Annotated in this window: 19 protein-coding genes, 4 tRNA genes and 2 rRNA genes; 6 read left to right on the top strand and 19 right to left on the bottom strand. The window is 37.9% G+C overall.

All coding sequences use genetic code 11. The features are described 5' to 3' along the window. The first annotated feature begins 8 nt into the window (after positions 1–8). From hcp to XYLOR_RS02980, 3 genes are all read left to right on the top strand, one after another. On the top strand, positions 9–1,667 hold the full coding sequence (hcp, locus tag XYLOR_RS02990) for a hydroxylamine reductase (RefSeq protein ID WP_036876846.1): 1,659 nt from the start codon (positions 9–11) through the stop codon (positions 1,665–1,667). Positions 1,668–1,790: 123 nt separating this feature from the next. Continuing rightward, entirely contained in the window at positions 1,791–2,078 is a 288-nt protein-coding gene (locus XYLOR_RS02985; protein WP_051508831.1) for a hypothetical protein, read from the top strand. Positions 2,079–2,244: 166 nt separating this feature from the next. Next, on the top strand, positions 2,245–2,733 hold the full coding sequence (locus XYLOR_RS02980) for a pyridoxamine 5'-phosphate oxidase family protein (RefSeq protein ID WP_036876844.1): 489 nt from the start codon (positions 2,245–2,247) through the stop codon (positions 2,731–2,733). An 836-nt stretch (positions 2,734–3,569) separates the two neighbouring features. On the opposite strand, the gene XYLOR_RS02970 is transcribed toward XYLOR_RS02980, so the two are convergent. From XYLOR_RS02970 to nspC, 15 genes are all read right to left on the bottom strand, one after another. Continuing rightward, entirely contained in the window at positions 3,570–4,328 is a 759-nt protein-coding gene (locus XYLOR_RS02970; protein WP_036876841.1) for a DUF6339 family protein, read from the bottom strand. Between the two features lie 151 nt (positions 4,329–4,479). After that, complete coding sequence (locus tag XYLOR_RS02965) at positions 4,480–5,169, bottom strand: hypothetical protein (protein ID WP_036876840.1); 690 nt, start codon at positions 5,167–5,169, stop codon at positions 4,480–4,482. Next, complete coding sequence (locus XYLOR_RS02960) at positions 5,156–5,476, bottom strand: hypothetical protein (protein ID WP_036876839.1); 321 nt, start codon at positions 5,474–5,476, stop codon at positions 5,156–5,158. The genes XYLOR_RS02965 and XYLOR_RS02960 overlap by 14 nt, the downstream gene beginning before the upstream one ends. Positions 5,477–5,543: 67 nt before the next feature. After that, positions 5,544–6,863, bottom strand: coding sequence for a hypothetical protein (locus tag XYLOR_RS02955; RefSeq protein ID WP_036876837.1), 1,320 nt, complete (start codon positions 6,861–6,863; stop codon positions 5,544–5,546). A 401-nt stretch (positions 6,864–7,264) separates the two neighbouring features. Further along, positions 7,265–8,308: a TFIIB-type zinc ribbon-containing protein gene (locus XYLOR_RS02945; protein ID WP_036876832.1), complete on the bottom strand. Its 1,044-nt coding sequence runs from the start codon at positions 8,306–8,308 to the stop codon at positions 7,265–7,267. A 667-nt stretch (positions 8,309–8,975) separates the two neighbouring features. After that, positions 8,976–10,334 carry an MATE family efflux transporter gene (locus XYLOR_RS02940; protein ID WP_036876829.1) on the bottom strand — a complete coding sequence of 453 codons (1,359 nt, stop codon included), beginning with the start codon at positions 10,332–10,334 and terminating at the stop codon, positions 8,976–8,978. A gap of 31 nt (positions 10,335–10,365) precedes the next feature. Continuing rightward, positions 10,366–10,974, bottom strand: coding sequence for a 4'-phosphopantetheinyl transferase superfamily protein (locus tag XYLOR_RS02935; RefSeq protein ID WP_036880577.1), 609 nt, complete (start codon positions 10,972–10,974; stop codon positions 10,366–10,368). Further along, on the bottom strand, positions 10,961–12,301 hold the full coding sequence (gene gldE / locus XYLOR_RS02930; RefSeq protein ID WP_036876827.1) for a gliding motility-associated protein GldE: 1,341 nt from the start codon (positions 12,299–12,301) through the stop codon (positions 10,961–10,963). The genes XYLOR_RS02935 and gldE overlap by 14 nt, the downstream gene beginning before the upstream one ends. Positions 12,302–12,316: 15 nt before the next feature. After that, positions 12,317–12,745, bottom strand: coding sequence for a single-stranded DNA-binding protein (locus tag XYLOR_RS02925; protein ID WP_036876825.1), 429 nt, complete (start codon positions 12,743–12,745; stop codon positions 12,317–12,319). Position 12,746: 1 nt separating this feature from the next. Next, a complete protein-coding gene (locus XYLOR_RS02920; RefSeq protein WP_036880574.1) occupies positions 12,747–13,289 on the bottom strand; it encodes a hypothetical protein in 543 nt (180 codons plus the stop codon). A gap of 24 nt (positions 13,290–13,313) precedes the next feature. Next, positions 13,314–13,386 (bottom strand) — tRNA-Gly (locus tag XYLOR_RS02915). 17 nt (positions 13,387–13,403) lie between these two features. Further along, a tRNA-Leu gene (locus tag XYLOR_RS02910) sits at positions 13,404–13,486 on the bottom strand. A gap of 26 nt (positions 13,487–13,512) precedes the next feature. Beyond that, positions 13,513–13,594 (bottom strand) — tRNA-Leu (locus tag XYLOR_RS02905). Between the two features lie 36 nt (positions 13,595–13,630). Then, positions 13,631–13,703 (bottom strand) — tRNA-Gly (locus XYLOR_RS02900). A 116-nt stretch (positions 13,704–13,819) separates the two neighbouring features. Then, positions 13,820–14,986 carry a carboxynorspermidine decarboxylase gene (nspC, locus tag XYLOR_RS02895; protein WP_036876823.1) on the bottom strand — a complete coding sequence of 389 codons (1,167 nt, stop codon included), beginning with the start codon at positions 14,984–14,986 and terminating at the stop codon, positions 13,820–13,822. 111 nt (positions 14,987–15,097) lie between these two features. On the opposite strand from nspC, the gene XYLOR_RS02890 reads away from it, so the two are divergent. After that, positions 15,098–15,706 (top strand): beta/alpha barrel domain-containing protein, encoded by a 609-nt coding sequence (locus XYLOR_RS02890; protein WP_036876821.1) that lies wholly within the window; start codon positions 15,098–15,100, stop codon positions 15,704–15,706. A 45-nt stretch (positions 15,707–15,751) separates the two neighbouring features. Beyond that, entirely contained in the window at positions 15,752–16,690 is a 939-nt protein-coding gene (locus XYLOR_RS02885) for a ribose-phosphate pyrophosphokinase (RefSeq protein ID WP_036876818.1), read from the top strand. Between the two features lie 63 nt (positions 16,691–16,753). Here the strand turns inward: XYLOR_RS02885 and glgP are convergent, their stop codons facing one another. Then, positions 16,754–19,312 carry an alpha-glucan family phosphorylase gene (gene glgP, locus XYLOR_RS02880; protein WP_036876816.1) on the bottom strand — a complete coding sequence of 853 codons (2,559 nt, stop codon included), beginning with the start codon at positions 19,310–19,312 and terminating at the stop codon, positions 16,754–16,756. 28 nt (positions 19,313–19,340) lie between these two features. Then, the gene (locus tag XYLOR_RS02875) at positions 19,341–20,993 is read right to left on the bottom strand and encodes a glycogen/starch synthase (RefSeq protein ID WP_036876813.1); all 1,653 of its coding nucleotides are present in this window, start codon (positions 20,991–20,993) and stop codon (positions 19,341–19,343) included. Between the two features lie 146 nt (positions 20,994–21,139). Between XYLOR_RS02875 and XYLOR_RS02870 the strand changes: the two genes are divergently transcribed. Beyond that, entirely contained in the window at positions 21,140–21,556 is a 417-nt protein-coding gene (locus tag XYLOR_RS02870; RefSeq protein WP_036876811.1) for a hypothetical protein, read from the top strand. Positions 21,557–21,652: 96 nt separating this feature from the next. On the opposite strand, the gene rrf is transcribed toward XYLOR_RS02870, so the two are convergent. Continuing rightward, positions 21,653–21,765 (bottom strand): 5S ribosomal RNA (gene rrf / locus XYLOR_RS02865). 85 nt (positions 21,766–21,850) lie between these two features. Continuing rightward, positions 21,851–24,749: ribosomal RNA gene (locus tag XYLOR_RS02860) — 23S ribosomal RNA — on the bottom strand. Positions 24,750–24,836: the final 87 nt, after the last annotated feature.

Below are 24,836 nucleotides of genomic sequence, written 5' to 3'. Positions count from 1 at the left end.
CAAGTATTATGGAAGAAAATCAGATGTTTTGTTTCCAATGTCAGGAAACTGCAAAAGGCACAGGTTGTGTATTGAAGGGGTTTTGTGGCAAAAATAGCAGTACATCAAAATATATGGATTTATTGCTCTTTGTTACCCGTGGCGTGAGTGTGGCAACAGACTTGCTACGTAATAATAATAAGGTTGTGGATAAAGGGGTAAACAACTTTGTGATAGACGCTTTGTTCTCTACTATCACTAATGCTAACTTTGACGATGAGAGTATCCTAAAGAGGGTACGAAATGGTATAGTACTTCGTAGCCAGTTGATAACCCAACTTAAGAACCGTAATATCAATGTACCTGATGTTTACGAAATATCTTGGAGCGGTGATGAGGCCACTTTCGACAAGACAGCTTCCATAGTTGGTGTTTTAAGGGAGAAGGATGAAGACTTGCGCTCACTGAAAGAACTTATTGTCTACGGACTGAAAGGTATTGCTGCATATATGGAGCATGCTATGCGTCTGGGATTTGACGATGACAGCTTGCATGTTTTCATACAGAAGACTCTTGCCACAATCGCTACAAAAGAAATGGCAGTTGCCGACTGGGTTTCGCTGGTTCTTGAAACTGGTAATATGGGTGTTAAGGCTATGGAGATGCTTGACCGTGCTAATACTACTTCGTATGGTAACCCTGAAATAACAAAGGTGAATATCGGTGTTAGCAACAAACCTGGTATATTGATAAGCGGTCACGACCTGCATGATATAGAGGATCTGCTCAAACAGACTGAAGGTACAGGCGTGGATGTATATACTCACGGTGAAATGCTGCCGGCACACTACTACCCTGCTTTCAAAAAGTACAGTCATTTCATAGGCAACTACGGTAATTCGTGGTGGAAACAGCGTGAAGAATTTGAATCTTTCAACGGTCCTATAGTATTCACGACCAACTGTATTGTTCCTCCGTCGGCTAATGCTTCATACAAAGAACGCATGTTTACGTCCAACGCTACCGGATTTCCGGGATGCAAGCATATTTATGCTAACGAAGACGGGCATAAGGATTACAGCGAAGTAATAGCAATGGCTAAAAACTGTAAGGCTCCTGATGAAATTGAAACTGGCGAGATCGTAGGTGGATTTGCTCACAATCAAGTCTTGGCTTTGGCTGACAAGGTGGTAGATGGTGTGAAAAGCGGTGCTATCAGAAAGTTTGTTGTTATGGCAGGATGTGACGGTCGCATGAAGAACCGAAATTATTATACAGATTTTGCAGATGCTCTGCCTAAGGATACTATCATTCTTACAGCCGGATGTGCTAAATACAGATATAACAAACTGGCTCTTGGTGATATAGGTGGAATTCCTCGTGTACTGGATGCCGGTCAGTGCAATGACAGTTACTCTCTAGCAGTAATAGCTCTTAAATTGAAAGAAGTCTTCGGTCTTGATGATGTCAACAAACTGCCTATCGTATACAATATCGCTTGGTATGAACAGAAAGCTGTTATCGTGCTGTTGGCCCTGCTGGCACTAGGTGTAAAGAATATTCATCTCGGACCTACATTGCCAGCTTTCCTCTCTCCTAATGTTACAAAGGTGCTTGTTGAGAATTTCGGCATCGGAGGCATTTCTGATGTTGAAAGTGATTTGGAATCAATGGGTCTTAATAGTTAATACGGATAATATGGAATTAAATATTGATATAAAGAACTGGCCTCTCGACTTGCTTGTAGATTATGTGCTGAAGATTTATCATCGTAATGCGCTTGAGATGTACTATATCCATACATAACAGATATGTATAATGCAGTGGCAAACGGTAGTACTCCTGAACCTATTCATTGCGGTTCGGTATCGCATCCGATAAATGTGATGGTAAGTGACCACGAGAACGAAACTGAAAGGTATAATAGAATATCAAAGTTGACTGGCAGTTATACCACTTCTAGAAGCAAGAGTGATGACTATAATCTTTTAATGAACAAGTTACAGTTATTTCATAAAGCTTTACTAGAACATATCTATCTTGAAAATGAGATAATATTTCCAAAGGCGATTGGATTCGAAAGCAAGTATGCCGGATGATTTATTGGTAGTGTGATTAAGGTAAAAAGAGAACTTGTATCCGACTCTTCAGCAGTATCTGAGGGGCTTCGGATACTTGTTGATTTTTAATACCTGCAACAACAAATTTAAGAATCACACGTTAATACTACAAGATGTCATAAATAAGAAATTGAACACGAATATAATGGAATACACTAATCAAGATGTAAGACGTCAGGATAGGCTGATGGATGAAAGCCAAGCTAAAGAAATGCTCGAGAATAGTGAATATGGTGTGCTGTCTATGCAGGCCCAGGATGGTGGCGGATATGGCGTGCCGGTCAACTATGTGTGGGATGGTAAAGACTCAATCTATATTCATTGTGCCATAGATGGCGAAAAGATGAGGTGCATTGAGAAGAACAAGAACGTATCATTCTGCGTAATAGGCCACACCCGTCTGATTCCACGTATGTTCACCACCGAATACGAAAGCATCATGCTTAAGGGTACTGCTCATATTGACCTTGATGATGATGAGAAGATGAAGGCTCTTATGATGATTGTGAAAAAATTCTCGCCTGATTTTATTACGTTGGGGGCTAAATATTCAGAAAAATCTTTTCACCGTGTAAACTTGATACGTGTTGATTTCACCAAATGGAGCGGAAAATGTAAACATGTCAAAGAATGATGTTTGGGTTCTAAATTTTTGATTTTTTGCTTCGTGTTCGAAGCGGTTGGTTTTCTTCTGTATCAGAAGCGGTTTTCCTCATCGTGAGGAGATATTGTGTTTTTCATAAGTCGGATCTTATGTACGATGGTTGTGTTGTCAGTTAGCTATGCGTGACGGTCGGCGACAGGTGATCAAACTGTCGGTGGAGAGGCCGTTTGGCTCATTTTCATTGACGGTTGCAAAGGTACGGCAAAACCCTGAGAACTCAAAATTTTTGAGGTACAACTTTGCTTTTCAACGAAACCTGAACTTTAAAAAAAGCTCTGAAATGCCTATCTATACAGATGTTTCGGAGGATACACAAATTTCATTTCAGCAGAAACTAAGTTTAGCATTTTGCACTGAACTGGTAGACAGAACTAAAAAAGTCTCGGTCTCAAGTCTCAAACATGTCGTTTAAGAAAATCCTATTAATAATCCTCCCTATGCTTAATTATAATATATAATAATATTATATATTATAATTATATTATTATTACATATAATATTTTTTTGAGATGAAATAGATGTTTTGAGACTTGAGACCGAGACCTTTTTGTTTTAAAATTACATATTTTGTAAATATAATATCAACAATGGCAGTACACAAATTTTACTTTTTTTTACGATAAAAGGTTTCATTCTCAAGTCTCAATGTAATAAATCAACTATACCGAATGTGTCTTTTTCTAATTTCAGTAGGCATTTTTTGATTATTTACTGAATTACTAGATATAACTTTTCTAACAAAGTAGACACTTCCTGAATCTTTTCAACTGTCAATAATTAATACTTATATTGGTAGCAAACAAACTTTATTCATCATCATTATAATAATCACTATCGAAACGAGTAGTAGCACTCTTGAATTCGGCGATGTGTATCTCCATCTCATCATAGAAGAAATCTCTATCCATAAATGTAAGTTGTTTTACAGCTCCCAATTTATTAAAGTAAGATGTCAGACCATTAGCCACACTCTCCATGCTTGGAATATTTTTTTCATTATCCTTTAAATACTGTAGAATACCAATCGCAGCTTCTTTATGTTGAATAACCTTACCTATACCAAATCGAACGTAACGCAAAATATAATTTTTGAATAACATCTCTGTTAACTCATATTTATTGTCTCTGCTTTCATCTACAGACAAATGAACCAACCACCACAATCCAGCCAATCCTTGTCTTATTAAGCCATGGGATTTTACTGTAAAGTGATTTAAGATTGCTTTTTGCAAATTCTTGGACTCTTTAAGATTCCAACGCTTTTGCATATAAGGGAATAAATCAGTCAAGGCTATCGACTCCCAAAATTGAATATTAATTGCCTGTAAGGGTTTTAGGGTTTTGTATGCATCATATAAAGCAATTGCAGATTTATAATCTTCTTCTGTAGTAGGTATCATTCTGTACAATAAATTTTCAGGTGCCTTTACCTGTGGGGTAATTAAAAAATTATCTTCTTCAAACGTTATATCATCTTGCAAAAATTTATCAAGCCCTATTCCATTCTCTACATCATCAAAAACTTTTTCAATGCATGTTTTTTTAAATATTTTTTGTAATGCCATAATTAGTCTTGTTCTGATTCATTTATTAAATAATCAAACATTCTCTCATAAGGTTTTCCTAGTAATATTTGAGAAAGTTTGTCCACTCTCCAATCAATGGGATCTTGGTCTTTAAACTCTTCTAATTCACTTTCTGTATCAATGCGTAACTTTATTGTCTGTGCCCATTTTTTTCTTCTATATAACGATCTATTCTGCACAAGACGTAAGTCAGAGAATTTAAGACCAATGATGAATGAAGTATGTCTGCTTTACTGTTTATAGCCTTTTCATCTCTATATTGTCTATAAAGTTTTGAAGGTAATCGCAGTTCAATTTTACTCTTATCAAGAATAGTAGATGGTAATTCTACATCAGTCTCTACAATTTCCATAAATGTACCTACAGCTTTCAATTTATCATACTTTATATCCGCTATGTAATAGAACTGGGCAAACATACATAACAAGTCTCCCGGTTCCATATTAAATTTATGACCATAATAATCTGGATGAAAACCTTTATTTACATAATTGCTTATTGATTTTTTTACTGTAATAGTACACGTAAAATTGATTTTACCAGCAACACTTTTACGTGGGATATCTATTAGTATATTAAGTTTTTCCCCTTTATAACATCTTCGATACTTTGTCATATCGCAACTTACCTCACAAACATAGTCAGCATAATCTTCATTAACTAAACTTTCAATATCTTTATTTTCATAAGAAAGTTTTATATCGAAATAATAGTTTTTTTTATCTTGAAATATTTTAACTTCAGGTTCATTTGGAGCAGGCATTATATCATCAAAACTGCCTAATACAGGATAAGGGAAAGATACATTATTCAAATTCATATGATGTTAATTTTATTGCATGTTTCATTTTATCAGCAAATTCCAATTCAATTACATTTTTGCACTTTGATGAAAACTTGAGATTTGTTATTATATTGCCAGATATTTTTCCCATTGATGAAGACACTATATCTATTTTTTCGTCATTGTCCTCACCGCAAACAAGAATTTCAATTTCGCCTCTTTCTACATCGTAATCTGAGTTAATGACAATTGTATGTATTATTTTACCATTTTTATGTTCTGCCATTACTCGATAACGCACCGGGATATTTTCCATAAAGTCTCCATGTTTTTCATTTTCCATTTGAGAGAATGCTGTCTTGTCTGGACTATTTCCTATACCAAATCTCGTTTTTTTGCCATTACTACGTTTATGTCCGGCTATAACTAGATTGCCGTTCTGTTCCCTGATTGGAATTAATAGTTACAACATTACCAAAAGAATCTTGGGGAATTTTGTCAATATGAGGAATTGGAGGTGCTATAATTGATATTGGTGATGCTCCATAATCTTGTTGTTCTTCACTTGGCTCCCCAAAGAAAGGATTGTCTTCTATGCTGTCTTTATCCGTGGCAATCAATTCTTCAGGCATGAAAAGATAGTTTTCCAGACCTGTTATAGCTAAAGGTCCACCGCCTTCCGACACGAAAGTATCATGCAGACTATTATTAATAAACTCATTTAGTTCTTCAATAATTTCTTTCCCGTTTTTGGGATTTCGTCTTTGCTCCCATTTCCTATGTGAAGGATCTTCTATTTTTTGCAAAAGTTTATTACAATGCAAATCTGTGCAAAGGAATACCGCAAAATAGCCATAACAACTCGAGTATAAGCGTGAACGATTAATAAACATACGTTGTCTCCTCATATGTACAACTGCATCTCTTGCTTCTTTATTTTTCCATATGAAAAGTAAAACATCTCCCAGAAGATCTAGATGTTGATTTATTTGAACAAAATCTTTTGATGTATTTGCATTTTTTACTGCTTCATAATATGGTCGTGGATTGTAGTTATCACCAGACTTAATTCTGTCAGTCATTTCAGGAAAGTATTTTTGCATCAAACCGTCCAATTTTTCAGCATTAATAAGTATTTCTCCAACTTTAACTTCAAGTTTATTATGCATAAAAGCCAACCAAAAATGGCGCAAAGCAGCCTCAATCATTTCATTATAAGCCCCTTTTCGCTTTTCTTCCGACCCGTCTACACCCATAATAAAGATGTCAGTACCAACCTCTTCCCTCTTGAATTTATTAGGGATATCGATAGGTGAGCATGAAGGTTGCATTCCTTTTTGGTTATCATAATAACCATAGTGTTGATATTTTACGGCATTTCCATATTCATCTTTATATAGATGAGTACAAAGACTGGCAGCCCCCTCAAAAAACATTTTATGATCCTCAGTCATTGTTGATACAAGTACTGTATGAATTGGAGACATCATAAAATAGGTAGCTTTACCAAACCCAAAAGAGCCACCAGAACTTTCGTCATTTTTAACAGTCAATCCAACAGCGCGTATGAAAGCATAAAATGGTGAATCATTAGGTTTATAGTTCATACCTTTTGTATTGTAATCAGAAACCTTAATATACTCAATAACATTTTGAAAGTTAAATCTTTTATCAAAGCAATTAAGCATCTCTTGATATTGAGGTTTTGCTTTATCACCATATAGTTCCAAAACACCATATATATGATTACGTAACTCATAAAACGCTTGATAGGTTAGACCTCAATAGACCAAATTCGAACTTCATTTTAACAGGTAACGTCTTATCTCTAACAGCATCTAACGAGTTTTGAATTGATTCTCGAATTAATGATGGATATGGTGTTGCCGTAAAGTGCTCTACGGCGGCATTATTTGGTCCTACGTCTTGACTAACATAAGGTTGTTTGGCAAAATGCCATGGACAATTACATTCCAATATATTCATATGCTTTTCTACATATTAGCTTAATAGATATTCAATTATAATGGTAGTCTAAACTCTTTATTTTTAAACTTATAATTATCAAAAAAGGAAACATGTCTTAAGTGAATAAATAAAACATAACGACATTTTAAATTGCAGAATTTTATTACCTTTTTTTATCTGAATATGGAGTTGATTTGTAGCCCATTACTTGAAGTTTACTTACCATTTTATCTAAAACAGGCTTCCATAAATTTTTAAACCAGGATGTTTTTCCGAACCGTTTTACTATTATTGGGCTAACAGTATAGTAAAATTCTATAAAAAGTCTCCCATACCATGATTTAGCCAGCCTGAAATCTCTATATCGTCTTAATGTCCATACTTCATGACAATCATAAGAACCATATATTGAAGTTGCAATATAACATCCTGATTTATAATTATGATGCTCATAAGACGGTTCTATTTCCGAGATTTTATCCTCATATTTATGGGCAATTTTTTCTAAAATCTGAATAGAATTAATATCCATTGCAGAATCAATCGCCGTTCCTAGATACATTACACCATTTTTCCACATTTCTAGAATTATGGTTTTATATGTATTATTTTCTTCCTCTGCTAAGATATCTCCCCATTTTAATATTACACTTATAGAACAACATGCATGAGTCATATACTCATCGTTAAACCGTTTTCTTATTGTTCCATCAATTTTTTTGAATTGAGTAATAGATGCATCAAATAACATATAGCCTAAAGATTTAACTTTTTCAGTAATTTCTATTATAGCATTGTCAGCATCTTCAAGAGAAAGATTCTTTTTTATTAGACTCAAAGTAGATGAATATGCATTACAAACTTTTTCAGCTGATAATGATATTTCTCCTATCTTGCACGACATAGCTTCAAAAAACACAACATAAAAATTAGCTTCCCAACTTTTAGGATCCTTTATAAGAATCATCTCATAATATTTAGCAGCTTTTTCACTATTATTACTATCTTTTGCACGCCTAGCTATCTCGTAAAGATTTTCCAGATCATCTGAACATTCAGCTTTTAAAAAAATATTTTTAATTGTCATTTTTTGCGCTTCCTGAACTCTAATTTTATTTCCACAATAAGAACAAAAACCTTCAGTTAGTTCATTATCTAGTTGGATTATGGCTCCACAATTGGGACATTTTACAGATATCAAACTCATTTTTTTTGTTTTTTAAGTTATTAGATTTTACATATAAACCCTTATAATTCGTTTCAAAATAAATATACTTATATATAATTGGTGAAACATTAAAATGTTGCAAGGTGTTTTTATAATTTACTTACTAACCATTTTCAGTTATTAAATATACAGCCAAAATTGCTTGTAGCATATTGGCAACTATAATTTTGAAATTTATTACCATTTACAAAGATACATATTGTTCTTGTAAAAATAAAAATAAACACGAATATATTTATATAAAGAGCCAAATTTATTGTTACTAACATAAATAAAATGTTTTACAACATATTTAATACTTATGAAAAAACTTTCATACAAAACAAATGCGAGCATACTATTTATTTGTTTTGAAATGTAATTTATCAATTATACTATGTTCATATATTTAGTATATAGCGTATCAAAAATTTAATGCTCGTACTGATATAATACAAAACACAAAAGATTATACAAAACATAAAATTAGATATATAAGTTTAGAAACTTGTAAAATATCAATCATATATCGTTTTTTTTGTGAAAGATCTAAGATCATCAATATTTAAGATTACGCTTATTCTCTTATTTACTTTTTGCAATAACAAAAAGCTATTTTAATATAGAAAGACTAAAAGGTCTCAGTCTCAAGTCTCAATGTAATAAATCAACTAGCTGAACTTATTATTCTCTTTTTCAATCTATGATAAAGTATAATGCCTGCCGGAACCAAGAACATATCTGCAAATATCCATGCAGTAGGATCGCCTAAACATACACCAAGGAAACCCAAAGCCGGTACAAGCCATAAGCTAATACCTGTACGTGCTATCATCTCTGCCACTCCTGAACACATAGAAAGATTACTATATCCAAGACCCTGAATGCTATACCTGAACACGGTAAGCACACCGAGCAATATATAGAAATAACTGTTTATCTGTAGATACATCGTTGAGTTTTTAACGATTTCGGTCTGTGATGGGTCAACAAACAGATATGTAAAGTCAGATGCAAAAAAGTACATGATAACCACAATTATTATTACATATATTACGGATATCTTTAATGCAGCACGTATTCCCTGTGATATACGCTGTATTTTCTTGGCACCTAGGTTCTGCCCGCAATATGTGGCCATCGCTACACCTAGATTTTCGAGTATACATGTGAAAAAATATTTTACTCTTAATGATGCCACAAAAGTTGCCACATATAATGTGCCCAGCGCATTATTTGCCCTCTGAAGCATAATTATTCCGATAGCTGTAATAGAGAATTGCAATCCCATCGGAATACCATTATTAATAAGAGTCAGGGTTTTCTTTTTATTATATTTGCACTCATTGCCTTTTGGTAAAAGTATATGCATATTCTTCTTAATATAGACATAGCACCAATAAGCAGCAAGGGCCTGCGAAAACATTGTGGCCAGAGCGGCTCCCTCTACTCCTATCTTCATCTCTATAATTAGAATGAAATCAAGTATGATATTTATAAGCGATGATAATATAAGGAAATAGAATGGTATCCTGCTATTACCTAGTGAACGCATAAAACTAGACAATAAATTGTATGCAATAATAAAGGGAATAGACAATACGGTTATAAACAGAAATTTGTAAGCATCTCCAAATACATCAGCCGGGGTTTGTACCATATGTAATATTGGTGTACACAATGTTGCTGCAACTATTGTAAATATTACTGCTATGACGACAGAGAGTCTTATTGCATTGCTTACATATGATCGCATTGATGAATAATCACCTGCACCAAACGACTGAGCTACAGGGATTGCAAATCCTGAACAACAACCGTTGCAGAATCCAAGAATAAGAAATGTTATGGATGTGCTCGAACCTACTGCCGCTAAAGCATCAACCCCGATAAAACGCCCTACAATTGCTGCATCAATAATCTGATACATAGACTGTAACATATACCCACAAATCAAGGGTACTGCGAATTGTAATATATGCCGTGCCGGCGAGCCGGTGGTCATGTCTATAACTTTACTAGCCATGTTGTTGTCCTTCTTTCTTTTAAAATAAATTTCATGGCATGTACGTGAGCACGTAGGCTTCTGTTATCTCATAATGAACGCTTACCGAAGTGGATCGCTTCATATTCTCTATTATGACACAGCCTTTATTGGCCGGCTGAATATGATGCATTTTCATTTGGAAGTATTCAAGGTTATCGGATGAAAAATACTTATATACCGTCTCTTTTGCCGACCAGTTTATCAACTGCGACAGCACATCCGGGGCTTCTTCATCTTCTCTTATAAACTTATTTGCTACCTTAGAGACTCTGTCTGAACGGTATTCTATGTCAACGGCTACGGCATCTTTCTCTGATACGATAAGTACAGCATATCCATTTGTATGACTTATGCTCACGTTATACCCATTACTCAATATGGGCTTGCCGCTCAATTCATGACTTACAAAAGGTGTATCATCTGGATATATCTCATGTAATAATGCACGTATGGCCAAGAACTCTTTTTTTCTGTTATCCGACCTAAACTTTAAGTCTACTTCCTCTCTATAAATAGACAGGTAAGGATCTTTTAAATAAAATTCGGCTGTGGATTCTGATATCTGCCACAATCCCAAAATAGTTCCCGGTGAAAAATGTCGAATATCAATTAGTGCCATTTTCTTCTGATGGATTTTCACGGACGATCACCTTAACCTTGCTGATACGGCGTTCTTCCAGTTCCATAATTTCGAATGTAAAGTTATGATACTCCAATTTTTCCTGTATCTTAGGAAAATCGCCCTTTAGTTCTAGCATAAGTCCTGCTAAAGTGTCAGCGTCACCTTCTATATCTTCAAAAATTTCATCATCAACTTTTAATATCTTGTAAAAGTCACTTAACAACGTTTTGCCTTCAAAAATATATGTGTTCTTATTAAGACGCACAAAGGCTTTCTCCTCGTCATCATACTCGTCATTAATCTCTCCTACTATCTCTTCAAGAATGTCTTCAAGAGTAACAATACCACTGGTACCGCCAAATTCGTCCACGACAATAGAGATATGCACTTTATTCTCCTGAAACTCACGCAGCAAATCATCAATCTTTTTAGTTTCAGGCACAAAATACGGAGGTCTGATCAATAACTGCCACTCGAAATTAGATGGTTTGTTTAGGTGTGGTAATAAATCTTTAATGTATAGAATACCTTTAATATTATCTGTATTGTCCTGATATACAGGTATACGACTGTAGTTATTGTCTACGATGCTTTTCAATACTTCATCAAAAGAACACTTAAAGTCAAGGTCAACAACGTCTTGTCTTGACGTCATTATCTCTTTGGCTGTCTCATCACCAAATCTTATAATACCTTGAAGCAGGTTCTGTTCATTTTTTATGTCATTTTTGTCTGTTAGCTCAAGCGCCTGTTCCAGATCATCTACACTTAAGATATGATTTTCTCGTTGCACGACTTTCTGAGCCAATATACCGCTACGCAATAAGATTGTCTCCATAGGCCAAAATAAGTTTCGCAAAAACATGATACCGTTAACAGCCTTGCGACAAAAACGCAAAGGGTTCTGGGCACAGTATACCTTAGGCATTATCTCACCAAACAGAAGAAGAATAAAAGTAAGAAGGATTGTTATACAGATAAACTGCAACCAATGAGAATTTCCAAAATTTATCATGCTTGAAAATATATAATTACAAAGCATAATTATAGTAACATTGACAAAATTATTGGTAATAAGAATTGTTGCAAGTGTACGCTCCGAATCTTCACGCAACTTGGTTATCATAGCATCACTTTCATTCTTTTCAGGATTCAAATCATCTATATCTTTTGGTGACAAAGAAAAGAAAGCTATCTCGGAACCACTCGCAAATGCGGATATCATAATCAATATAACAGTTATTACTGCTGTTATTACTACGCCTGTGGAAGGTTGTCTAAACGACACTTCGCGCAGGGCATCAATCAAAGGTTGTATATCCAATTATTATTTTCTAATTTAAAACGGAACTTCTCCACTTTCTGCATTTTCGGCAGCAGAAGAAGGCTTATTAGACTCATGTAGATTTTCTCCGGCGGGATGCGCATTGGCAGAAGAGCTCTTTGATGTAAGCATCTCCATATTATCTACATAAACCTCTGTAACATATCTTTTTATTCCTTGCTTATCGTCATAGCTTCTGGTGTGCAGTTTGCCTTCAACATATAGTTTGTCGCCTTTGTGCACATACTGTTCAACGACTTTAGCAAGACCACGCCACAAGACAAGATTATGCCAGTCTGTACGGTCTGGAACGACAGTGCCATTCGGCATAGTATATCCTCTCTCCGTTGTAGCCAGACGAACACTTGCTACAGCTACATCACTATCCACATAGCGGACGTCAGGATCTGCTCCCACATTTCCAATAAGCATTACTTTATTCATATCACTTGCATTGACCTAAAAAATGAAACTTAAAATTCTTGCCTTTTGCTGAAGGGAACTGACTGCGGTCATCTACTCTGCTACGAAGATATTCAACAATACGATTATAGCAATCAATGCCTGATTCAGCTTTACAGTCTGCAACAAAACGAGTATCAAAATATTGAAACTTTCCTGTTCCGGGGACTTGCATCACTCTCTTGAAGAGGATGTCACCTTCATACCATCCTAAAGCCGACTCACTTAAGCGGACAATAGAAGGGGATGTCAACTCACGCTTCTCTACCGGAGAAACCTGATGAACGGCTCTTTTTTCTTTAAAATCAATCATTGTTGCAGCCTCCGTTTTGATAATAATAAAATAAACCCTCGGTCTTATCTTATATCTCTTAGGATAATATACATTACTATCTGCATATTCCCTTATATCTGCCTCAAGTTCCGGGTTCATCCCTATTTCGGGAATCGATCCAATAAAGTCTATCGCTTGTTCGACATTATTGACTAATGTCTCTTTATCAAAATATCTTATATATAAATTCATTGATTTGTATTTTTCCAAAAAAAGAGCGGAAAACGGGACTCGGACCCGCGACCCCGACCTTGGCAAGGTCGTGCTCTACCAACTGAGCTATTTCCGCAAGAAAATAAAAATGTGTGAAGAGGAGGAGACTCGAACTCCCACGAAAAATTTTCACTACCCCCTCAAAGTAGCGCGTCTACCAATTCCGCCACCTCTCCAACATGTGCCATTTTAAATAAATATGTGCCCAGAACAGGACTCGAACCTGCACGTCTTACGACACACGCACCTGAAACGTGCGCGTCTACCAATTCCGCCACCTGGGCTTGAGATAAAAATCCCTTACCTTTATTCAAAATGTGAGCGGAAAACGGGACTCGGACCCGCGACCCCGACCTTGGCAAGGTCGTGCTCTACCAACTGAGCTATTTCCGCATTAGAATCCTTATTAATAAGGAGCATTTCTCCAAATGCGAGTGCAAAGGTAATATATTTTTTCGATTTCACAAATATTTGGCATAAAAAAAATGAAAAAAATATGTCTAAAGTAATCAATCCATCCTTTTTTTATAGTCTTCATAACTGTATTCACGCAGGATTTCAAGTTCTCCATCGGCATGCAATAAGCCTATTGATGGATGGGTTATTCCATTAAACATTGATGTCTTCACTGTTGTATAATGAAGCATGTCTTCAAATATGATGTTATCGCCTGCCTTTAATGGGGCTTCAAATTTCCATGAACCCATAAAGTCGCCTGACAGACAACTATTACCACCTAATCTATATATATTACCATCTCCAATAGGGGTATCTAAGGGCAATGTCTCGGCTCCTCTTACAGTAGGCTGGTATGGCATTTCCAGACAATCGGGCATATGACATGTAAAACTAACATTCAGGATGGCTGTTTTTATCCCATGGTCTTCTACAATATCCACGACCTGTGATACTAAAGGTCCTGTCTGCCAACCAAAAGCGCTTCCCGGTTCCAGGATGATCTTTAATGACGGATATCTTTTATGGAAATCTTGCATCATCTGAATAAGAAGAGAGATGTCATAGTCTTTTCTTGTAATAAGGTGACCACCACCAAAGTTTATCCATTTCAACTGAGGGAACCACTTTGCGAATTTCTCCTCTATATGAGATAATGTACGTTGGAATACATCTGCCCCACTCTCACAATGACAGTGACAATGAAATCCATCTATGCCTTCGGGCAACTCTTCAGGTAACTTATCTGCAGTAATACCGAATCTTGTGCCGGGAGCACATGGATTATATAGTTCTGTTTCAACTTCCGAATATTCAGGATTGATTCTGATTCCGCAACTTATATCCGGGTTTACCGAACGTACCACCTTATTATAATTATTAAACTGATTTAGTGAATTGAATGTAATATGACTGGAACATGCTGCAATATCAGCTATCTCATAATCAGTATATGCCGGTGAGAAAGTATGCGCCTTATTGCCAAATTCCTCTTTGGCAAGTCGTGCTTCGTATAGAGAACTTGCTGTCGTTGCATTTATATACCGGCGAATGATAGGAAATGTTTTCCATAATGCATATGCTTTAAAGGCAAGAATTATCTCAATCCCTGACTTATCAGCCACATCACGAATCACACTTAGATTGTGTATCAGCTTGTTTTCTTCTAACACATACATTGGTCGATTTAAACCGGAAAAGTTCAATTTATCTACTTTCATTTAAAATCAAATTACGTTTTTAGAGTACAAAGATAACTTTTTATCACCGTTAAATTGCATTATTAGCATAAAATTACTACATTTGCATCCTGAAAAGGGACTATACATATAATGAAACTTATTATAATGACTAAATCCACATTTTTTGTGGAAGAAGACAAAATACTTTCAGCCATGTTTGATGAAGGTCTGGAAAACCTACATTTATACAAATCTGGCGCGGCACCGATATACTCGGAAAGGCTATTATCACTTTTGCCTGACGACTGCTATAATAAGATAACGGTTCATGATCATTATTATCTGAAAAGCGAATATGGATTAAAGGGTATTCACATTGACGACCCTAATGCCCCCAATCCAGAGAATTACAAAGGAAACATCAGTAGAACTTGCCTTTCTATTGACAGTATTAAGGAGACTAAAAAGAAATCCGATTATATTTTTCTTAAAAATATATTCGATTGCATAGAATTCAAAGACGAAAAGGCTAATTTCACAATGAACGAGCTTAAGGATGCTGCCAAAAATGGACTTATTGACAAAAGGGTCTATGCTTTAGGAGGTATTGATATTGATAATATCAAAATAGCTAAGGACCTTGGATTCGGAGGTGTTGTAGTTTGTGGAGATTTATGGAACAAATTTGATATCCACAATGGGATGAACTATAAAGAGATAATATCTCATTTCGAGAAATTGAGAAAAGCAATAGGTTGATAATTCAAGTTTAAAGTATTAACATAACATAAACTAACAATAACAATGAGTGAACAAAACTCTTTTATGGTATTTTCCGGGACCAACTCGAGATACCTAGCAGAAAAAATCTGTCAAAGCTTGAAATGCCCCCTTGGCAAGCTTCTGATTACAAAGTTCTCTGATGGTGAATTTGCTGTATCTTATGAGGAATCTATCCGTGGTCGTGATGTATTTCTTGTACAAAGTACGTTCCCAAACTCAGACAATCTTATGGAGCTGTTACTTATGATTGATGCGGCTAAACGTGCTTCAGCAAGAAGTATCATAGCTGTAATCCCATACTTCGGATGGGCACGCCAGGATAGAAAGGACAAACCAAGAGTTAGTATCGGTGCTAAACTTGTAGCCGACTTGCTTAGTGCAGCCGGTATAGACCGTCTTATCACAATGGATTTACATGCTGATCAGATTCAAGGTTTCTTTAATGTTCCTGTTGACCACCTTTATGCTTCTGGTGTAATCCTTCCTTATCTTCAGAGTCTTAAACTTAAAGATTTGGTTATCGCTTCTCCTGACGTTGGTGGTTCTAAACGTGCAAACACTTACGCTAAATACTTAGGTTGCCCATTAGTTTTATGTAATAAGACCCGTGCTCGTGCCAACGTTGTAGACAGCATGCTGATTATTGGTGATGTAAGCGGAAAGAATGTTATAATAATAGATGACATGGTAGATACAGCCGGCACAATAACAAAAGCTGCTGATATCATGAAGAAAGCCGGTGCTCTTACTGTCAGGGCTTGTGCATCTCACTGTGTAATGAGCGGTCCTGCTAGCGAGCGTGTTCAGGATTCTGCATTGGAAGAAATAGTATTTACTGATTCTATCCCATATTCTAACAGATGTGCAAAGGTTAAACAACTATCTGTTGCAGATATGTTTGCTGAAACAATCATCAGAGTGGTAAATAATGAAAGTATAAGTTCTCAATATTTAGTGTAATACTTTATATACTAAATAAAAAACGTGTCTGAATTTTCAGACACGTTTTTTGTTCATTCTATTTTAGTCTAACCATTTGACATAGCAGAAATCCTGACGGTGTGGAAGAAGATCATTTTTTGGATACATTCTTACACAACTCTTATAAGAGCCTGCTCCATCCGGTTCTATCTTACCTTCGAAAGTATAGTTATTGCCTTCATGACCTACCATATTCAATTGACGTACATTGAACACATGCTCTTCTCCTGTTGAATCTGCTCTAACTGCTACGATTTCCAAACCTACGGCATCATTCAAACCTTGTTCGTCTATAACATACTTTAGGGTATATTCATGACCTGTCAGCATACCTCCGGATGGAATATTAGTCTCTTGAGACACAACGCGGATACTATCCCAACGCTCTGCAACAGATTCCTTCCAAAGTGCTATTTCTTTAGCTAAACGATTATCATTTTCAGATATTTTCTTGAAACGTTTTGCTTCTTTAATGTAGAATTTGTCATAATAATCATCCAACTGGCGCTTCATCGTATAGTGTGGAGCGATCTGTGCAATTGAGTTCTTAACGACTTTAACCCAGCCTTCGCTATATCCCTTATTACATGTGTTGTAATATAATGGTACTATTTCGTTCTCCAATAATCCATATATTGTAGCGGCATCAAGTTGATCTTGATATGCTTGATTCTGATAAGTTCGCTTCTCTGTAAGAGCCCATCCTGCTCCTTCTCTATATCCTTCAAGCCACCATCCATCAAGTACTGATAAATTTACAACGCCATTCATCTCAGCTTTTTCACCTGATGTACCAGATGCTTCAAGAGGACGGGTCGGAGTATTCATCCAAATATCAACACCCGAAACAAGACGGCGGGCTAGCTGCATATCATAATCCTCCAAGAAAATAATCTTACCCAGGAATTCAGGACGCTGACTTATCTCAAATATTTTTTTAATCAGTCCTTGACCTGCGCCATCAGCCGGATGAGCCTTTCCTGAAAACAGGAACTGAACAGGACGTTCAGGATCATTTACGATCTTTGAGAGTCTATCCAAATCTGTAAAGAGCAAATGAGCACGCTTATATGTAGCAAAACGACGGCAGAAACCTATAATGAGGGCATTAGGTGTGATCTTGTCCAAAATTGAGACAACACGAGATGGGTCGCCTTGATTTTTCAACCATGATTCGCGGAACTTGTCTCTTATGTAATCTACAAGTTTTTTCTTCAAAGCCATACGGGTATCCCATATTTCATTATCCGGAACATTATAGATAGCTTCCCATATCTTTTGATTACTCTGATCACTCATAAATGATTCATCAAATGCTTGTGTATAGAGTTTTCTCCATTCGGTAGCAGCCCATGTTGGGAAGTGAACGCCATTGGTAACGTAACCTACGTGATTTTCTTCCGGATAATATCCATTCCATATTGGAGCAAACATCTTCTGACTAACCCAACCGTGTAATTTACTTACTCCATTAACCTCTTGACATGTGTTACATGCAAAGATTGACATGCAGAATCTCTCTGAATGATCATCAGGATTTTGACGTCCCATACCTATAAACTCATCCCAGGTTATTCCTAGTTTATCAGGATAGTTTCTCATATATTTACCAAACAACGCTTCATCAAAATAGTCATGTCCTGCAGGTACAGGTGTATGTACTGTATACAAACCTGATGCACGAACTAGTTCCATTGACTGGTTAAATGATAGTCCACTGTCTACATAGTCGCAAAGACGTTGCAGATTGCAAAGTGCTGCATGACCTTCATTGCAATGATAAATATCTTTTTTTATTCCAAGTTTCTTTAATGTCAGAATACCACCTATGCCTAACAAGATCTCTTGCTTAAGGCGGTTTTCCCAATCTCCACCATACAGTGAATGAGTGATTGGTCTATCGAACTCAGAGTTCATATCATTATCTGTATCAAGTAGATACAATTTGATACGACCAACATTAACTCTCCATACATATGCATGAACCTGATAATTAACGTAAGGTACATCTACCACTACTTGTGTACCATCTTCGTTAAGCTCTCGCTCAATAGGCAATGAATTGAAATTCTGGGCTTCGTATTTAGCAATCTGCTGCCCTTCCATATTCAATGTCTGAGTAAAATAGCCATATCTATACAAGAAACCTACAGCACAGAGATTTACATTGCTGTCTGATGCCTCTTTAAGGTAATCACCTGCAAGCATGCCTAGGCCACCCGAATAAATTTTCAGAACCTGATTCAGACCATACTCCATACTGAAATAGGCAACTGATGGGCGTTCTTCATTAGGAGCTTCATCCATATATTCACGGAAAGAGCTGTATACATCCATTACCTTTTTCATTAAAGACTTATCTTTAACGATTTCTTCTTTCCTTTCGTAGCTCAACCTCTCTAACAGAAGTACTGGATTCTGTCCAACTTCCTCAAAAAGTTCAGCATCTAGAATTGCAAAGAGATCTCTTGCTTCATAATTCCAAGACCACCACATATTATGTGCCAATTCATCCAAACATTCAAGTTGCTTAGGAAGCGTTGACTTCACCATCGTTTCTCTCCACTTTGGAGTATTAGCATAATCTGATTTAATTTTCATAACCTATCAAATTTGAATAATAAAAATATTATTTGTTTATGTTTCTTTGTAATGTCTTCTCAAGAGCAATATCATATGCTTCATAATAATACTTTATAAAACTGCTCCACAATGCTTTCTTTGATAACTTTTCTGCGTTTCCTCGTGCTTTTTTTACTGCTGTATCATCAAAATTAGAATATTCGACAACAGCTTTTTTAATTTCATCAGCCACTTCAGAGTAATTATAGTCGGTGCGATGTATCACTTTTACTCCATCTGCTATTTCACTATACCCGCCTTTTTCTGTATTTGCCCATAAGCCAAACCCAGATAAATCGGTCGTAATACATGGAACTTTGAATGCTATCGACTCTAAAGGTGTATAACCCCATGGCTCATAATACGATGGATAGATACATAAGTCATATCCTAAAACAAGATCATAATATGGAATATTCATAATACCATCATTACCGGTAAGATAGCATGGTACAAATATGAATTTCACTTTATCGTTCTGTCTGTTCCTAATGTCAAGATAATTAAACATAGACATCACTCTATCTTCATCCATTTGATGCAACCAGTGAGTCAGCACCGGATTTTCTAGAGGAGTATCATATTCTCCCCCATTTTTTAATCTTTCAATTAAGTCTTGGCGAGGTTCTGCCACCCATCCCGGAACTTCAATAAAAGCTAACACATTTCTTGTCAATGAGTCATCTTTCAATAACCTGTTCATCGCTTCTATATATACATCGATGCCTTTATTCCTGAATTCATATCTTCCGCTTGTAGATACTAACAAAGTAGAATCATCTAAATCAGTTCCTAACAAAGCATTTGCCACATCAAGCATTTTCTTTCTTGCTGTATTCCTTTTCTTTATAAAGCTTGCCGATTTTGGTATAAAATTATTGTCAAATCCATTTGGAATTACAACATCGACAGGCTTATCCAGTAGTTCTTTGCACTCATTGGCTGTAATATCGCTCACTGTTGTAAAGCAATCCACATACTTTGCAGTCTGTTTTTCTATCGAATGCTTACTTTGCATATTAAGCTCTTGAGCCATCTGATCACCATTATACGCATACAAATAATCATACAACGGTTTATTATTACCGGCAATGCTTCTGCCTATACTAGTAGCATGTGTTGTAAATATTGTTCCTACCTGCGGCAACTTATTATTGATATAAAGAAGACCTAAACCAGTCATCCATTCATTTCCATGGTATATAACTTTTGAAGGTTCACTTATATTATATTTGTAAAAACTTTCTACCACCAAAGCAGCTGCATACGAGAACATTGAAGCTTCATCGTAATCACCATAAGCATGGAGACTATCCACTTGATAATTATCCCATAACCAACCATATATTTCATCTTTGATTTTAAAATAAGGTTTGAAATCAACCAGAATGGATATTGGATAACCGGGTATGTCCCATCGGCCTATTCGTATGTTTAATCCAGACGATAAAGCCTTTTTTCTCCACTCACTAAAGATATTACTATCTTCAATAAAATACGGATTATCATTACCGATCCATATATCTGGACCTATAAAAATAATCTTATCATTCATCACATCTTGTAATGTTTTTGCACGAGTAGAAAGTACTGTATATATTCCTCCAACTTTGTTACAGACTTCCCAACTTGATTCTAATATATAGTCAGGTTTCGACATCTCTCTCTATGTAAAATTTGCTTAATAATTAGCGCAAATATACTATTATTTTTCTAAAAAACAAATTCATAATAGATTATTTTTCTTAAATATGCCCATTTAATGATGTAAATTATTTATATTTGCAGAAACAAAATAAAATGAAAATGAAAAAGTTATTTATACTAAGTTTACTACTAATTAGTTCCTTCAATTTGTTCGCACAAGACAGTACAACTTTCAAATGCAAAATATACAATGATGAACACAAAATATACATAAATATGAATTTGTATTCTCAGGATATACTTGTCCCCGATCAGGAAATACTAGGAAAATTAGCCGGTTATGTTGGTTCACTACAATGTACACAAGTATGGGCAATTGCAACAGCAAAAATTATAGACAGCAAGACAGCAAAAATAACCCTGGTAAATAATTATGGAAGCGAAGATCTTACATGCACACTAAAACTTAACAATGATAATACCTATACTCTTAATAAAGAAGAAGGCAGTACATTGAAATTTCCGGTGAGAGGAAAATGGCAAAAGATACCCGGTAATCTTACTTTTCACAAATAGTAAGAACTGGGAATCACATTTCAGTCTTGCTAGAAGACAAACATATATATACAAAAAAAGCCTCGAAACATAATCGTTTCGAGGCTTAATTTTAAAAAAAGGCAGCCACCTACTCTCCCGCATTGCATTGCAGTACCATCGGCGCAGGCGGGCTTAACTTCTCTGTTCGGAATGGGAAGAGGTGGGACCCCGCCGCAATAACCACCTGATATTGGGTTTGACTTTTTCGGTACATGATAACCTTATCGTATTTCTCCTGCAAAAAAAAGCAGATACATCTGAAATTATGACTCTAAAAGGAAGTTTCGGGCAATTAGTAGTGCTCGGCTTTGGCGTCACCGCCTTTACACCTACACCCTATCAACGTCATAGTCTATGACGACCCTTATGTGGAGTTCTCATCTTGTGGCTGGCTTCGCACTTAGATGCTTTCAGCGCTTATCCTTCCCAGACTCGGATACCCGGCGGTGCGCCTGGCGGCACAACCGGTTCACCGGAGGTCTGTCCATCACGGTCCTCTCGTACTAGTGACGGCACCACGCAAAACTCCCACGCCCACGATAGATAGAGACCGAACTGTCTCACGACGTTCTGAACCCAGCTCGCGTGCCACTTTAATGGGCGAACAGCCCAACCCTTGGGACCTTCTCCAGCCCCAGGATGTGACGAGCCGACATCGAGGTGCCAAACCACCCCGTCGATATGAGCTCTTGGGGGGGATCAGCCTGTTATCCCCGGAGTACCTTTTATCCTTTGAGCGACGGACCTTCCATACGGATCCGCCGGATCACTATGCCCCAGTTTCCTGCCTGCTCGGGATGTCTCCCTCCCAGTCAAGCGCCCTTATGCCATTGCACTCTATGAGACCGGTTACCAATCGGTCCGAGGGCACCTTTGGAAGCCTCCGTTACGCTTTTGGAGGCGACCACCCCAGTCAAACTACCCACCAAACAATGTCCTCGTTATACGAGTTAGACTTCAGACAGCCAAAGGGCCGTATTTCAAGGATGGCTCCACACAGGCTGGCGCCTGCGCTTCGAAGCCTCCGGCCTATCCTACACATCGGATGACCAAAGTCAATGCTAAGCTATAGTAAAGGTTCACGGGGTCTTTTCGTCCCATCGCGGGTAATCGGCATCTTCACCGATACTACAATTTCACTGAGCTCATGGTTGAGACAGCGTCCGGATCATTACACCATTCGTGCAGGTCGGAACTTACCCGACAAGGAATTTCGCTACCTTAGGACCGTTATAGTTACGGCCGCCGTTTACCGGGGCTTCAATTCAATGCTTCTCCCGAAGGATGACATCTCCTCTTAACCTTCCGGCACCGGGCAGGTGTCAGGCTGTATACTTCGTCTTTCGAATTCGCACAGCCCTGTGTTTTTGTTAAACAGTTGCCTGGACCTATTCTCTGCGCCTCTCCCGGAGGAGAGGACCCCTTATCCCGAAGTTACGGGGTTAATTTGCCTAGTTCCTTAACCATGAATCTCTCAACGCCTTAGTATGTTCTACCCGACTACGTGTGTCCGTTTGCGGTACGGGTACCGTACGGATTAAGTTTAGCGGATTTTCTAGGAAGTATGTTTACCCACACTATCAGCCTTCCCCGAAGGGACAGCCGTACTATCAGGTTCGGATCTTGACGGGGATTTGCCTCCGTCAATCAACTCCTACACCCTTCAACGCGCAATTCCGTCTGCGCGCGGTGGTTTCACTGCTCCGTCCCCGCTTCACTCCGTACGCTAGTCACGGAATATTAACCGTGTCTGCCATCGCCCTCGCCGTTCGGCTTAGACTTAGGACCCGACTAACCCCGGGCCGATTGACGTTGCCCGGGAAACCTTAGTCTTATGGCGGGGGGGGATCTCACCCCCCTAATCGTTACTTATACCTACATTTGCTTTTCCAGACGCTCCACCGGGGGTTATCCCCCGGATTCAACGCAGACTGGAATGCTCCCCTACCGATACTTTTATTATTACTATCCCGCGTCTTCGGCATCTGCCTTATACCCGATTATTATCCATGCCCGGACCCTCGACTAGTGAGCTGTTACGCACTCTTTGAATGAATGGCTGCTTCCAAGCCAACATCCTAGCTGTCACAGGGACCAGACTTCGTTAGACTAACTCAGGCAGAATTCCGGGGCCTTAGACGGCGGTCAGGATTCTTCTCCTCTCGGGCACGGACCTTAGCACCCGCGCCCTTACTGCGACACTGCGGCCGTAGAGCATTCGGAGTTCGTCAGGACTTGATAGGCGGTGAAGCCCTCTCATCCTATCGGTCGCTCTACCTCTCTACGGGATCGTGCCACGCTGCACCTAAATGCATTTCGGGGAGTACGAGCTATCTCCAAGTTTGATTGGCCTTTCACTCCTACACTCAACTCATCCAGAAGCTTTTCAACGCTTATTGGTGCGGACCTCCATCCGGTGTTACCCGGACTTCATCCTGGTCAAGTGTAGATCACTTGGTTTCGCGTCTGCCTCCGCCGACTCAGCGCCCTATTCAGGCTCGCTTTCACTATGGCTCGGGATGTCTTCATCCTTAACCTTGCCGGCGACGGCAACTCGTAGGTTCATTATGCAAAAGGCACGCCGTCACCGATTGCTCGGCTCCGACCGCTTGTAGGCGCAGGGTTTCAGGATCTCTTTCACCCTTCTAATCGAAGTGCTTTTCACCTTTCCCTCACGGTACTGGTTCACTATCGGTCTCACGGGAGTATTTAGCCTTACCGGATGGTCCCGGTGGATTCGCGCAGAATTTCTCGTGTTCCGCGTTACTCAGGAGCTCGCTACGGCCTTATCGTCTTCTCATACTGGGCTTTCACCATCTATGGCCGTTCTTTCCAGAACGTTCCGATCGATTCTAAGGTCCGATGTCGCGGTCCTACAACACCGCTCTTGCGTTACCACAAAAACGGTTTGGGCTCTTCCCCGTTCGCTCGCCACTACTAGGGGAATCATTAGTTTATTTTCTCTTCCTGCAGGTACTAAGATGTTTCAGTTCCCTGCGTTCGCCTTTGGACATAAGTCCAAATGACAGTCCTTCAGACTGCCGGGTTGTCCCATTCGGAAATCTTCGGATTAACGGTTATTTGCACCTACCCGAAGCTTATCGCAGCTTATCACGTCCTTCATCGCCTCCGTGAGCCAAGGCATCCGCCCTGCGCCCTTATTTACTTTCTTTCTTACTATCCGGCTCTTGAGAGACCGGATGAGTAGCTCATACTTTCAGCTGTATCTTGAGATTGCTCTCTTTTCTTTACTTAAAAG

The sequence above is a fragment of the Xylanibacter oryzae DSM 17970 genome (assembly GCF_000585355.1).
In the GTDB taxonomy this organism is placed as follows: Bacteria; Bacteroidota; Bacteroidia; order Bacteroidales; family Bacteroidaceae; genus Prevotella; species Prevotella oryzae.
Note: the sequence above shows the minus strand (reverse complement) of the source record. Positions and strands in the feature narration are given on the sequence as shown.